The organism is Pedobacter frigiditerrae, from assembly GCF_004331645.1.
GTDB lineage: Bacteria > Bacteroidota > Bacteroidia > Sphingobacteriales > Sphingobacteriaceae > Pedobacter > Pedobacter frigiditerrae.
The window spans coordinates 117,151-131,386 of the sequence record NZ_SJSK01000006.1 but is presented as its reverse complement, the minus strand read 5'-3'; the positions used below and the strand labels follow the sequence as shown (position 1 = coordinate 131,386).

The 14,236-nt window shown below is 36.3% G+C and carries 8 protein-coding genes; 4 read left to right on the top strand and 4 right to left on the bottom strand.

All coding sequences use genetic code 11. From position 1 onward, the window contains the following. Positions 1–557 precede the first annotated feature (557 nt). The 4 genes from EZ428_RS19815 to EZ428_RS19800 are packed head-to-tail and all read right to left on the bottom strand — an operon-like array spanning position 558 to position 8,111. The gene (locus EZ428_RS19815) at positions 558–2,477 is read right to left on the bottom strand and encodes a sialate O-acetylesterase (protein ID WP_131554947.1); all 1,920 of its coding nucleotides are present in this window, start codon (positions 2,475–2,477) and stop codon (positions 558–560) included. A gap of 9 nt (positions 2,478–2,486) precedes the next feature. Further along, positions 2,487–4,103, bottom strand: coding sequence for a GH35 family beta-galactosidase (locus tag EZ428_RS19810; RefSeq protein WP_131554946.1), 1,617 nt, complete (start codon positions 4,101–4,103; stop codon positions 2,487–2,489). A 21-nt stretch (positions 4,104–4,124) separates the two neighbouring features. After that, positions 4,125–5,219, bottom strand: coding sequence for a glycoside hydrolase family 43 protein (locus EZ428_RS19805; RefSeq protein ID WP_225871107.1), 1,095 nt, complete (start codon positions 5,217–5,219; stop codon positions 4,125–4,127). Positions 5,220–5,240: 21 nt separating this feature from the next. After that, positions 5,241–8,111 (bottom strand): glycosyl hydrolase 115 family protein, encoded by a 2,871-nt coding sequence (locus EZ428_RS19800; RefSeq protein WP_131554945.1) that lies wholly within the window; start codon positions 8,109–8,111, stop codon positions 5,241–5,243. Positions 8,112–8,295: 184 nt separating this feature from the next. On the opposite strand from EZ428_RS19800, the gene EZ428_RS19795 reads away from it, so the two are divergent. The 4 genes from EZ428_RS19795 (at position 8,296) to EZ428_RS19780 (ending at position 14,214) form a co-directional block, all read left to right on the top strand. Beyond that, positions 8,296–9,315: a LacI family DNA-binding transcriptional regulator gene (locus tag EZ428_RS19795; RefSeq protein WP_131554944.1), complete on the top strand. Its 1,020-nt coding sequence runs from the start codon at positions 8,296–8,298 to the stop codon at positions 9,313–9,315. 168 nt (positions 9,316–9,483) lie between these two features. Beyond that, positions 9,484–10,968: a xylulokinase gene (locus EZ428_RS19790; RefSeq protein ID WP_131554943.1), complete on the top strand. Its 1,485-nt coding sequence runs from the start codon at positions 9,484–9,486 to the stop codon at positions 10,966–10,968. Positions 10,969–11,063: 95 nt separating this feature from the next. Beyond that, positions 11,064–12,395: a xylose isomerase gene (gene xylA / locus EZ428_RS19785; protein WP_131554942.1), complete on the top strand. Its 1,332-nt coding sequence runs from the start codon at positions 11,064–11,066 to the stop codon at positions 12,393–12,395. 136 nt (positions 12,396–12,531) lie between these two features. After that, positions 12,532–14,214 (top strand): sodium:solute symporter family transporter, encoded by a 1,683-nt coding sequence (locus EZ428_RS19780; protein ID WP_131554941.1) that lies wholly within the window; start codon positions 12,532–12,534, stop codon positions 14,212–14,214. Positions 14,215–14,236: the final 22 nt, after the last annotated feature.

Here is a 14,236-nt window from a genome sequence, read left to right as displayed (position 1 = left end):
ATGGCGGCAGGTTATTATAACTTGCCGCTTTTTTTATGCTCAAATTGCTAAGCAATAGAAGTTAAACAAGAGCTTTTAGGAATAACCTGAAAAGCAAGTTCAGCAAATAATAGGATGGGTCCTGTCCTTCTTTCCGCTTTACTTCACCCAATGCTTTCAATATCGATTTTAGGCTGCGCATTGGGTTCGTGTTCGCTGCTCCAAAGGACCCCTTTGGGGCAATAACTCTGTCTGCCAGACAGGCAGGGTCTATTAAAATTAGGCTGTACAACTATTATAGGTTGCAGTGCTGCAAATCAAGCCAAGCACCACCACCTTTGTTAAATAAACCTGATAGGAGTAAAATACTGCTCTTCGCAGTATTACGGATAGCAGGACGGCATAAGCCAAAGATTACTGGTATTCGTTTTCAAATTAAGCTCAAAATAAATTACGCTAGAGTGCACATTTGCCATTAGCAAGCAACAACCTTTTTATCGCATTAGGATACCCAATCACTTGTCCCGAATTTACTTCGGGAAGTTGGGCATGACGCATAACTTAAAAAGTATATAGACTTACAAACCTACCTTCGCTTCAAACGGCGAGGCTGGCAAATTTGCTTTATTGTACAAATTAGCTCCCTCTGGATTATCTGCCCAAGCATAACGAACAGAAACTGGATTTTGAACTTTGTTGCTCCATACCACAACTTTATTTTTAATGATTTGAGCATTTGCCCAGTAATATTTTTTGTCTGCCCCAGCAATGGCGAAGTACTTTAACTCCTTTGCCCCCTTTGAGATTAAACCGCCACCAATATGATTAAAGCTGATGGTAATTTTATCCTTATCTAATTTGGCTTCTTTAAATATCGGGCCAGAATTTACAGTTTTAACATCGCCATAAACCAAATGCTGCGCTTGTAAGGCCAAGCGTTTTCCTACATCTTGTTTGTTTAGCGGGTGAATATCATTCCATTCGCCTAAATCTATACCAACTGCCATTGCAGTATTTGGCACAGTTAATAAGTCTAACTGCTGTTGCCTTAATTTTGCCCAGCTACTTTCAGACGGATTGCTTTTAGCATCCATAAAACCTGGCAATTGCACGTATAAAAATGGGAAATTACCTTGATTCCATTTACTTCTCCAATCTTCAATTAAAGTTTGCATTAAACTTTTATACTCTTCTGGCTTGTTGGCATTTGCCTCTCCTTGATACCACAAAGCACCTTTAATGACATAATTAGTCAATGGACTAATCATTGCATTATATAAGCCAACAGGTTTCCATCTCACAAAAGTTTGTGAAGGAGCAGGTTCCATCTTGGCACCCAACTTGTAATTCCAAGCTCCTTTTAAATCAATTGTTTGATCACCAACAATTAACTCATAAGGTTTATCTAAGGCAAAACCTCCCCTGCCAGAATTGTTAACTACCCTTACCACTATTGTATTTTTTCCTTCTTTTAAAATAGTGTTAGGCAAAATATATCTCCTTGGTGGGTACTGATAACTTGTTGTACCAGCAAATTGCCCATTGATGAAAACTGAATCTGCATCTATAATTCTGCCTAACATTAACTTGGCCGGTTTACCAAGCATATCTTTTGTGATATTGATATCTTTTTTAAACCACACCACTCCGTTTACATAACCTAAATCACCATCGGCCCAATAACCTGGGATATTCATTTCAGGCCAATCTTTACCATCTGTTTTTTTCCAGTTATTAATTAAACCGTCATCTGCAGCATTTAGCTTTTTATACCAATTGATTGATGCTTGTTGGTCTGCCTTTTCTATGTTTTTGATTAAATTATCATCTTTAAACTTTTGTAATTCTTCATGGTAAGCAGGAAATCTTTTTATGGCACTTTCGCTTATCCAATCTTGCGCAGGAGAACCACCTAATGCACTGTTAATAAAACCAATTGGGATATGATTTCTCTTATTAATCTCTAAAGCAAAAAAGTAAGCCACACCAGAAAAATCCAATACGTTTTTAGGACTAGCACTTACCCATGAACCATTAGAAAAATCTTTGCGTTCTTGCTTAAAATCAAATTCATCAGGAACTTGAAACTGCCTAATCTGATTGTTATTGGCATTTGCAATTACATCAGGGTATTTATCAATTAATCTACTCATTGGCAGTTCCATATTCGATTGCCCACTGCATACCCAAACATCACCAAATAGAATATCCTTAAGTATAATTTTGTTGCTTGCCGTAAAAACCATTTGGTAAGGTCCACCAGCTTTTTGAGCAGGCAATTTTATTTGCCACTCACCTTTCTCATTAGCTTTGGCAGTATATTCTGCTTTATTAAAATTAAGCTTAACAATTTCATTTGGAGCAGCCCAGCCCCACAACTTTACCGGAATTGCCCTTTGCAAAACCATTCCATCGCTAATCAACCTAGGCAGTTTTATTTGGGCAGAGCTGGTTAAACTTGCTAAAAGTAAAATAACATATAATGATATCTTCCTCATTGGAATTAATTATTTATAAGTGTATAACTTGATCTTTTGGATGCTATAATCTCCCTCAGGAATTCTTAAATGCCTACCTTGATGACTTTGGTCGCCATTCATCCTTAAACCAGGAACAAATTTGCCATCTTTAAAAACACCTTCATCTATGTAACCAATTCCAGCTCTTGAGTTGGCGGCTATTGGCTTAAAAGTCACCACAACTCCTGTTCCGGCTACAATAAACTCATCCACAGCAAGCTGTATAACCAATGCACCTGTAATTGGCCATTTTTCGTCTTTTGATTTTGGTGACCAACCTAAACTTAAATCATGTGAAAAGGTTAAGATATAATCGCCCATTTTGAGTTCTTTTTTGGCATCAATTTTATCAAATAAAACACCATTTATAGTCCCCTTCCCCTGATGTTGAAGAATGATAGGTTTTAATTGATCGAGCAGTTTATAAGTTGCCGTTACTTCAGCGGTTTCTTCTTTGGATCCATTTTCTATTGAAAATGGCGAAAATCCCATTGCGCTATGATGCCCAATTGCATAAAATGTCTTTCCACCCACACCTTGTTCAAAACGAATTTCAGGAATGAAGAGTGTATTTCCTCCTCTCACATATAAATCATTCCAATATTTAAAATCTGGATTATAAAAGTCTGGCGATAATAAATCTATTTTTGGTGCTGCAGATTTCCAAACATCCATTACATGAGGCAATGGTCCTGCGCTCGGGTATTCGCCAGGCTTCGCTTCCTTCTTATAGTTTAAAGCTGTGTTCAAAAACATTGGTAAGTTATATTCAGACTTTCCGGCATCCGTTAATTTATTAATGAAATCGGCATAATACCAAGCCATAAAAATTTCATCAGTTGTCAAACTTTTACCAAATACCTCTTCCCAATTACCAGCAGTTTTAAAACCATTCTTTTCCCAAACTGCTTTAAATTCTGGCATCAAACTGTCTTTATTCTTTTTCAGGTAAGTAAAAAATGCTGCTGGAATTGGCTTTTTATATACTGCTGTAGCTAAAGGGCTGTGGTCTCTCGCTTCTGGCAACATTCCAATTTCATTTTCTACTTGAATCATTACAACAGTTTGGTCTTTGCTGTCAATTGCCTTAATGTGTTTCATTAATTCTTTAAAAACCTTCACATCAGCATTTAGATTGTTCTCATAAAACGGGCTTAAAATTTCTTGACCAACGCCATTTTTATCAGTAGCTCTTGGAAATCTTTGTTGGTCTTTTTTAACCCAATATGGCGCATAACATGACATGCTATTTTTCCAAACCCCGAACCATAAAAACACAAGTTTTAAATCGTTCTTTTTTGCAACTGCAATCAAACTATCTACCAAATCAAAATTGAATTTCCCTTCTTCTGGCTCAATCAAATCCCAATATACAGGAGCAAGAATGGTATTCACATTCATTGCCTTCATTTTTGGCCAAATGTTTCTCATGTACTCATTATCTGATGCACTTGAATTACCAAGTTCTCCTCCTAAAATCAAGAAGGGCTTGTCTTTAACAAATAACTGTTTAACCGTCCCTTGTTGTTTTAAATAGGTTTGTGCAATGGATGGTTTAGCAAAAACAAGAAGGAACATACAACCAAAAAAGAAACTCTTTATCATAATACCACTTAATTAAATATGTTATTTATTCATCGGTTCTATCAAAGCGATAGTTCCATCTGCATTGTGTTTTAATGCTGTAACCTTGATGTTTCTTAAATGAGTTTTATTAGAAAGCTCTGTATCGTGGTAAAAAATATACCATTTACCTTTTATCTCAAGAATAGAATGATGGGTTGTCCAGCCTTGAACAGGGTTCATAAAAGTCCCTTGATAAGTAAATGGACCCATCGGGCTATCGCCAATTGCTGAAGCTAAATAGTGAGTATCTCCAGTAGAGTAAGTAAAATAATATTTACCATTGAATTTGTGCATCCATGCACCTTCAAAAAATCTTCTATCGTGGTCTTTAGTCAGTAATTCTTTCCCGTTTGCATCTACAATTTTAACATCCTTAACGGCACCATCAAAGCTTAACATATCCTTACTTAGTTTAGCAACTTTTGCAGAAATAGCAGGCTCATTTTCTTTACCAGAATCTGTTTTCGAACCATTGGCATCGTATTTTCCATTGTTCCACCTTTGCAACTGCCCACCCCAAATACCGCCAAAATACATGTAAGAATTACCGTCAGTATCTGTAAAAACAGCTGGATCTATACTTAAACTTCCCTCCATTGGTTTAGGCTCTGCTTTAAACGGACCAGCAGGGTTTTTAGCCGTAGCTACACCTATCCTAAACACATCGTTTTTATCCTTAACTGGAAAATACAAATAGTACGTTCCATTTTTAAACGCTGCATCTGGTGCCCAAAGCTGTCTGCCCGCCCAAGGAATATCCTTAACGCTTAAACCAACACCATGATCAGTAACCTTACCTGTAACACTATCCATACTTAAGATATGGTAATCACGCATATCAAAATGGTCGCCATTGTCATTTTCTGGAGTTCCAGCTTCTATATCATGAGATGGATAAATATAAATTTTTCCTTCAAAAAGATGCGCAGAAGGGTCTGCGGTATAAATATCCTTAATTAATGGAGGAGATAAATATTTAGATTTTTTAGTTGTATCTGCAGTTTCATTACTTGCCGATTTTTGGTTCTGCTGGCAAGCACTCGCCGCCAAGGCCATCATTACAAATAGGCCAGAAAGTTTTAAATTATTGCTCATATTTTCAATTTATAAATGGTTTTACTTTTCTTGTTTGCTTACAAAAGTTTCGGGCGGGCCTAAGTAACTTGGCTTCAATCCACCTAAATCTATTACTAGTTTTTGCAACACCACACCAGGACTTATCATCCAATACTTTAAAGTGTGTTTGCCTACTGCATCAATTTTCAAAGCAGTTTTAAAAATTTTGATGTTATCAGCAACTGATTTTCGCCAAGCTGCCTCAGTTCTATAATCGGCGCTAATGTTGACAATAATTGGAGGTTGATTATCTACAGAAACTGCAAATTTTAATCCATCGGTATTTGTAAAATCAATTGTTGGAGAGATGTAACTATGCAAATTGAATGCAACTGTTTCGTTTGTATAGAAATCATATTCAAGATGTGGAGTATTTGCATCTAATTTTTGAACTGATGAAGTAACCGGAACAGGCATTACGCCTCCTGTTGTTTTACCGTAATTTGGTATGGTTTTCCAAAAAATTGGACGGCTATTTACGGCTCTACTATAACTTGGAGCTTCCATAGAAATGTACCCATCTTGCGGAACAAATGCATTAATTTTTTGATCTGAAAATCTTCTGTTATCTAAAGTAATTGGCAAGCTTATTTTCGAACCTTCACTTCCAGTAATTGTAACAATTGCTGTGGTTTTTCCAGCTGGCGCTTTGTCCCAGTCGATATTTAAATAAACTCTTTGCTCAGTTTTTACTTCACCCGTTGGGGCATTTACATTTACAAAAACTGGAACTTCAATTTCATATTTAAAAGAACCCTTTTTACCATTAAATAGTTCGATGTAGTGGGCTTTATTGCTGTAATAATCAAATGTTGGAAAAGCCATATCCACCTTTGTTTTACCTGTCCATGATGAATCACTACCTTCAATTGCAAGTCCTAGTTGAGCTTTAGATAGATCTCCTGTAAAAGCAAGCACAACAGTTTCTGGCATTGCATTTTTTTCAGGCTGTTGCCAATAAGTATAACCAATATGAGTTTGATCCATCATGTGATCCCACTTTCCATTTGCCATTACCTTATTGTAATAATTAGTTATTTCTTCATCTTTTTTATACAATTCTGCTGCTTTATCAGCCATTGCATTTGCGGTAAAACGACCCTGATTAGCGTATAATTTATTTTTGGCAACTGAGAGATACAATTCATTTAGATTGGCACTCGCTTCTACAGGATGTAAAACCAATTGATAAAATGCATCTTTTTGGTTAGCGGGAATTCTATCATAAATAAATTTGCTGCGATCTTTTAATGAATTATAATCGGCAACAACATTTTCAAACTCGTTATAATTAGCTAAGCTGTAAGTTTTATCATTCAGTAATTCTGGTTTGATGCGCCCATTGTACTTGCTGTATAAATCTAAAATATCTGCTATGTCATTTGCATATTCTTGTCCAAATTGTTTACCAGACCAGTTAATCATATAATCCTTCAATTTTTCTGCAGGAATGGCATCTGGTGCCCAAGCATAATCTAAAAAGAACTCAATTGGAAACTCCATTGGTTTTAAATCGCCAACATTTACAATCCAAATCTGATTGGCGTTATACTCGTAAGCTAAATTCATTTGCTCCCAAACTTTCTGAATAGGATTGGTATTTACCCATTTGTAGTTTCTTGGATCTCCCACATAGTCAAAGTGATAATAAATTCCATAACCACCACTTCTTGGCGCTTCATTTAACTTAGGCAGTTTCCTGATGTTACCCCAATTATCATCGGCCAATAGCAAAGTCACATCATCTGGCACACGCATTCCCTTATCGTAGTAATCTTGTACTTCCTTGTATAAAGCCCAAATTTGTGGTGTAGCCGAAGCTGGTTTTTTGGTTACTTTCTCTATAATTTCTCGCTGATCCTTAACAATTTTCTCTAACAAAGCAGTGGCAGTGCCAGTAGACATGGGTTCATCTCCATCTCCTCGCATACCAATGGTAATGATTTGCTCTTTATCTGCCACACGCTTTAAACCACTTTCCCAAAATTCCCTTAACTGTTGTGGATTTTGATCATAATTCCATTTACCACCTTTATATCTTTTCCATTCGTCATGTGCACGAGTTAATGGTTCATGGTGCGACGTACCAATGACCACACCATATTCATCAGCAAGTATCGGGTTCATTTTATCATCGTCGTTAAAAGCATTACCCCACATTGCAGGCCACAAATAGTTACCTTTTAAACGTAAAATCAATTCAAAAACCTTCTCGTATAATTTAGAATTAAAGCCTCCAAATTCCTTATGTGTCCAGCCAGATAATGCCGGCGCTTCATCATTTAAGAAAATTCCTCTATATTTTACTGCAGGCGATGAAATAACATACCTTCCAGGTTTAACAAATAAACTTTCGCTCTTTTTTACTGGAACATCTGCCCAATAATACCAAGGTGAAACACCTATTTGGTAAGACAATTCATAAACGCCATAAATTGTTCCACGTTTATCACTCCCAGCAATTACCAAGGCACTATCTATACCTGGCAATGGATTTTTCACAACTTCAATTAATGTACTTTCCCATTTTCCTGCAATACCTGCAACATTAATTTTATTGTTTTTTACTAACTGATCGATGATTTTACTATTGCCAATGGTTCCAATAATAATGGCTAACCCTGTTGCCTTTTCTGTAAAAAATGAAGGATTTAAACCTGTTACTTTTTGCAGATCGCTTTGCAGGTTTTTTGCAGCTCTTGTTACGCCAGCAAATTCATTGTCGCTTAATAAAATAGAGTTAACCTTTCCTTTATGGGCAATTACAAAACTCCCAGGAACATACGATTTAATAACAAAAGGATCTGACCCAGCGGCAAAGACAAATCCTCGCAACAAAACCAAAACAACTATAATAAGTAATTTTTTCATAACGCTCGTGATCAAATAATCTAATAATTATTCACCCTTATATTTGGTACGCCTAAATTAACTTTATTTTTGTAAAAATGCAATCGGTTGCATTATTTTTGTTCAATCTATTGGTATAGATTTTTAGAATGATTTATTTTTTACTAGTTTGCAGTCGAATTGGAGCCTTAACATAAAATAATAATTGAAAAAGAAAACCACCATATACGACATTGCGAAGGAGCTGAACATCACGGTATCAACGGTTTCTAGGGCATTAAGTGGTTTTCCAGCTATTAGTGAAGCTACAAGAGAGGCAGTAATTGCTACCGCAAAAAAGCTTAACTATAGTCCGAACAGATTAGCTTCTGCGTTAAAATCAGGCAAAACGTATATAATTGGTGTAATTGTACCAAGTGTACAAGCACATTTTTTTGCCTCTATTATACATAGTATAGAAGAAGGGCTAAAGGACAGTGGTTATAGAGTTATTCTATATCAATCTAACGAGTCTGTTGAGAATGAGATAAATGGGGTTAAAACATTACTAGAGGCTCAAGTTGACGGCATAATTGCCTCCATGTCTTTAGAAACTGAAGATGTATCTCATTTCGCAGAAATAATTAAACAGAACAAACCCCTCGTTATTTTCGATAGGGTGAATATTAACTTAAATGTACCAACTGTAACACTTAATGATTTTAAAGCTGGCTACATGGCTACGCAGTATTTAATTGAAAAAGGCTACAAGAATATTGCATTTATAACAACAATCCATCAAATAAAGATTTTTAGCGATAGGTTAGAAGGTTATAAAAAAGCATTAAGAGACAATAATTTAGCTGTTTTAGAAGAAAATATTATTCTTGGGGGCTTATCTATTAAGGATGGAAGATTTGGGGCCAGTAAATTAATGCGACTACAAAACAAACCTGATGCAATTATTGCTGGAGACGATTTTACGGCGCTTGGCGTAATTAAAAAGCTAAAGGAAATTGATGAAACTCCTCCTAAAATTGGCGTAATTGGGTTCGCAAACGAGGGCTTTTCAGCTTACATCACCCCTAACCTTTCAACAATAGATCAACACCCAAACCAAATGGGCAGTGAATGTGCTAAAATGTTTCTAAAAATGATTCAACAAGAAAACCCATATCAAAACATTCAACATATTGTATTGGACCCAACTTTGGTCGAAAGGCAATCTACAGGAAGTTCTATTTAAAACATCCTTCTCTATCCTAATGGAAGTTAAGCAACTAGAAAAAACAACAAGTTGCATAAATTCTTAAAAAAAATCGAAAAAAAATTGCGAAATATTTGACTTTTATAATTTTACATCTATCTTTATGCAACCGTTTGCATAAAACAGAATTTATAAATTACAAACCGAATGTATTTACTAGGTATTGACGTAGGCACATCGTCTATTAAAGTTGCAGTTGTTGATATACAAACTCAAAAGAGTGTGGCTACTGTACAGTATCCAGAAGAAGAGACAGCTATTAAATCAATTCAACCGGGCTGGGCAGAGCAAAGCCCAATGGATTGGTGGCATAATGTTCAGCAAGCTATCTTAAAAGTAAATGCTTTAGATTTATTTGATCCAAAAGCTATAAAGGCCATCGGTATTGCATACCAAATGCATGGTTTGGTTACTGTAGATAAAGACCAAGAAGTTTTAAGAGATAGCATTATCTGGTGTGACAGCCGAGCTGTAGAATTGGGCGAAAAAGCCTTTGATGCAATTGGTCACGAAAAATCACTTCAAAACCTTTTAAACTCTCCAGGAAACTTTACAGCTTCTAAACTAGCTTGGGTAAAAAGTAACGAGCCTGCTGTTTATGAAAAAATAGACAAGGTAATGCTACCTGGCGATTTCATTGCGATGAAACTTACAGGGCAAATCACAACTAGTATCCCTGCCTTATCCGAAGGTATTTTTTGGGATTTCAAAAAAGATGAGATCTCTAAAGATGTAATGAATCATTATGGACTAGATGAAAATCATATTCCAAAAATTCAAGCACTATTTTCAGAACACGGTTATCTAAAAGAAGGTATGGCTAAGCTTTTAGGTTTAACTGAAGGCATACCTGTTTCTTATAAAGCTGGCGACCAACCCAACAATGCCTTATCATTAAACGTGCTAAAACCTGGTGAGGTTGCTGCAACAGCAGGGACATCGGGGGTTATTTATGGGGTTAGCGATGAGTTAACTTATGATAAACAATCTAGAGTTAACACTTTTGCACACGTAACCTACACACCAGAAAAAAAGCACACAGGAGTTTTATTATGCATTAACGGAACAGGAAGCATGTATCGTTGGGCAAAACACAATTTCGCTCCCTACCTTTCTTATCCAGAGTTAAATCACATCTCAGCTCAATCGCCAATTGGTAGCAAAGGTTTAAAAGTTTTGCCTTTTGGCAATGGTGCAGAACGGATGTTAAACAACAAATTTACCGGAGCACAATTATTGGGTATTGATTTAAACACACATAACCAAGCAGATATTTTTAGGGCTGTACAAGAAAGCATTGTTTTTTCATTTAGATATGGGTTAGATATCATGAGAGAAAACGGAATGCAGCCAAAAGTAATTAGAGCTGGAAAAGCAAACTTATTCTTAAGTGATGTATTCGCCCAAACTTTTGTAGATGTTACAGGTATACCAGTAGAATTATATGAAAACGATGGTAGTGTTGGAGCAGCTTTAGGAGCAGGAATTGGTGCAGGCATTTTTGCCGATGCAGCGGATGCTTTCTCTCAACATCAAATACTTAAATACATAGAACCAAAAAACACAATAACATACGAACCAATTTATCAAGATTGGAAAGAAATATTAGAGCAAAAGTTGGTTGGTTCATAAATCATAGCGAATGGTTAATGGCGTAACTCCCTAGACCAGCTATCAACCATTGACCAATAACCAACAATTATCAACCCAAAATTAACAAAGAAACGATGACAAAAGTAGTAACAGGAGCAAAGGAATTTTTTAAAGGCATTGAGCAAGTAAAATTTGAAGGTTTACAAAGTGATAATCCCCTGGCATTTAGATGGTACGATGCAAACAAAGTAGTTGCCGGAAAAACCATGAACGAACACTTTAAATTTGCTTGCGCTTACTGGCATTCATTTAATGGCAATGGTGCAGACCCATTTGGTGGCGCAACTCACATTTTCCCATGGGATGAAAAGAAAGATGCAGTTGAACGTGCAAAAGATAAAATGGACGCGGCATTTGAATTCATCACTAAAATGCAATTACCTTACTACTGTTTCCACGATGTGGATGTTGTTGATTATACGGATGATGTTGCAGATAACGAACGCAGGTTACAAGCTTTAGTAGAATATGCTAAACAAAAACAAGCAGATAGTGGTGTAAAACTGCTTTGGGGTACTGCTAACTTATTCAGTCACAGACGTTACATGAATGGCGCTTCAACCAATCCAGATTTCCATGTATTGGCTCACGGAGCAGCACAGGTAAAAGCAGCTTTAGACGCAACAATAGCACTTGGCGGAGAAAACTACGTGTTTTGGGGAGGTAGAGAAGGTTACATGAGCTTGCTAAACACTAACATGAAACGTGAACAAGAGCATCTGGCTAAATTTTTACATACCGCTAAAGACTATGCTCGTAAACAAGGGTTCAAAGGAACATTTTTTATTGAGCCAAAACCTTGTGAACCATCTAAACATCAATATGACTATGATGCCGCAACTGTAAAAAGTTTCTTACAAGAGCATGATTTATTAGCTGATTTTAAATTGAATTTAGAGGTTAACCATGCAACTTTAGCTGGCCATACTTTCCAACATGAATTACAAGTTGCAGTAGATAATGGTTTATTGGGTTCTATCGATGCTAACCGTGGAGATTACCAGAATGGTTGGGATACAGACCAATTCCCTAATGATATTAATGAGTTAACAGAAGCCATGTTGATCATACTTGAAGGCGGTGGCTTACAAGGTGGTGGTGTAAACTTCGATGCTAAAATTCGTCGTAATTCTACCGACCAAAAAGATTTATTCTATGCTCACGTTGGCGGAATGGACTTATTTGCTCGTGCTTTGGTAACTGCTGATGCTGTATTACAAAAATCAGATTACAAAAAAGTTCGTGCAGATCGTTATGCTTCTTTTGATAGCGGTAAAGGTGCAGAATTTGAACAAGGCAAATTGACTTTAGAAGATTTGAGAAATTATGCGGCAGAAAATGGTGAACCAGCTACTTTAAGCGGCAGACAGGAATATCTAGAGAACATCATTAATAGACATATCTAACTGATGGGTTAATTGTTTAAAATGTTGAATTGGTTAATCGTAATGGTTAACCAATTTTGCAATTAACCAGTTCAAACAATTAACCATTTTACCTAAATTTTACTACATTTAGACCCTAACCAACCAAACACATAAAATGAATAGTTTAGACCTTAAAGATTACATTGTTTTCCTCGTTTATTTCGTCATCGTAGCCGTATATGGCTGGTGGATATACAGAAAAAAGAAGAAAGCAGTTTCTGCATCACATGATTACTTTTTAGCCGAGGGTTCATTAACCTGGTGGGCAATTGGAACATCATTAATCGCATCCAATATTTCCTCAGAACAATTTATTGCCATGAGTGGTAATGGATTTAAAATGGGTCTAGCTATTGCTACCTATGAGTGGATGGCAGCAGCTACATTAATTATCGTAGCCGTGTTTTTTATCCCTGTATATCTTAAGAACAAGATATATACCATGCCGCAATTTTTGCAGCAACGTTACAATGAAACCGTAGCCATGATCATGGCCGTTTTCTGGTTATTACTTTATGTAGTAGTTAACTTAACATCAATCCTATACCTTGGGGCATTAGCTATTAATGGTATTTCTGGCATTGATACTAATTTATGTATGTACGCCCTAGCTGTATTCGCTATCATTATCGCATTAGGCGGGATGAAAGTAATTGGCTACACAGACGTTATACAGGTATTGTTCTTGATTTTAGGAGGCTTAGTAACCACTTATCTTGCTTTAGATAGAGTTGCTGAACTTAACGGACAACAAGGTGTAATGAATGGTTTTAACTACATGATGAGCCAATCAAATGACCACTTCCACATGATCTTGAAGAAAGAAAACACCAACTTCCCAAGCTTACCAGGCTTAACTGTATTACTTGGAGGTATGTGGATCGTGAACTTAAACTATTGGGGCTGCAATCAATACATTACACAAAGAGCATTAGGTGCTGATTTAAAAACTGCTCGTAGTGGTATTTTATTCGCTGCATTTTTAAAATTATTAATGCCTGTAATTGTAGTATTGCCTGGTATTGCAGCATACGTAATACACATGAAAGGTGGTTTACAAACCGAAATGTTGCAGAACGGAGAATTAAATCCAGATAAAGCATATCCTGTATTGTTAAATCTTTTACCTGCCGGATTAAAAGGACTATCATTCGCTGCGCTTACTGCTGCAATTGTAGCTTCATTAGCTGGTAAGGTTAACAGTATAGCAACCATCTTTACATTAGACATTTTCAAGAAAAAAATAGACAAAGATGCTAGTGAGCAAAAATTAGTTAGCGTTGGTAAAATTGTTGTAGTTGTTGCCATGGTAGCGGCTGTTGCGCTTGCTCCTTTCTTAGGAATTGACAAAAAAGGTGGTTTTGAGTTTATTCAAGAATATACTGGTTTCGTTAGTCCAGGTATTTTTGCCATGTTCATACTGGGTTTCTTCTGGAAAAAAACCAGCTCAAATGCTGCAATGTTTGCAACAGTTGGAGGTTTCGCCTTATCGGTATTCTTTAAATTCTTACCAAGATTTGCAGATTTAAGCTTCTTAAGCTCATCTGGTTTCTCTTCGTTAGTAGCACAAAAAGACGGAACATCATTATATGAAATACCATTTTTAGATAGAATGGGTTTTGTATTTTTAATTGCCGTTATAGGTATGGTAATTATCAGCTTAATAGATTCTAAACGCGGAAAAGAATCTAAAGGTTTAGAAATAGATAGTAGCATGTTTAAAGTAAGCAATAGTTTCGCCCTTGGCGCAGGAGCTGTAATTGTTATTTTAACAGCACTTTACGTTTACTTCTGGTAACATAAAAAACTTGATATTTAAA

Excerpts from the sequence above, each read along its gene's own strand:
- EZ428_RS19815 (WP_131554947.1), bottom strand. The coding sequence starts at position 2,477 with ATGAGGAAGATATCATTATATGTTATTTTACTTTTAGCAAGTTTAACC.
- EZ428_RS19810 (WP_131554946.1), bottom strand. The coding sequence starts at position 4,103 with ATGATAAAGAGTTTCTTTTTTGGTTGTATGTTCCTTCTTGTTTTTGCT.
- EZ428_RS19805 (WP_225871107.1), bottom strand. The coding sequence starts at position 5,219 with ATGAGCAATAATTTAAAACTTTCTGGCCTATTTGTAATGATGGCCTTG.
- EZ428_RS19800 (WP_131554945.1), bottom strand. The coding sequence starts at position 8,111 with ATGAAAAAATTACTTATTATAGTTGTTTTGGTTTTGTTGCGAGGATTT.
- EZ428_RS19790 (WP_131554943.1), top strand. The coding sequence starts at position 9,484 with ATGTATTTACTAGGTATTGACGTAGGCACATCGTCTATTAAAGTTGCA.
- xylA (WP_131554942.1), top strand. The coding sequence starts at position 11,064 with ATGACAAAAGTAGTAACAGGAGCAAAGGAATTTTTTAAAGGCATTGAG.
- EZ428_RS19780 (WP_131554941.1), top strand. The coding sequence starts at position 12,532 with ATGAATAGTTTAGACCTTAAAGATTACATTGTTTTCCTCGTTTATTTC.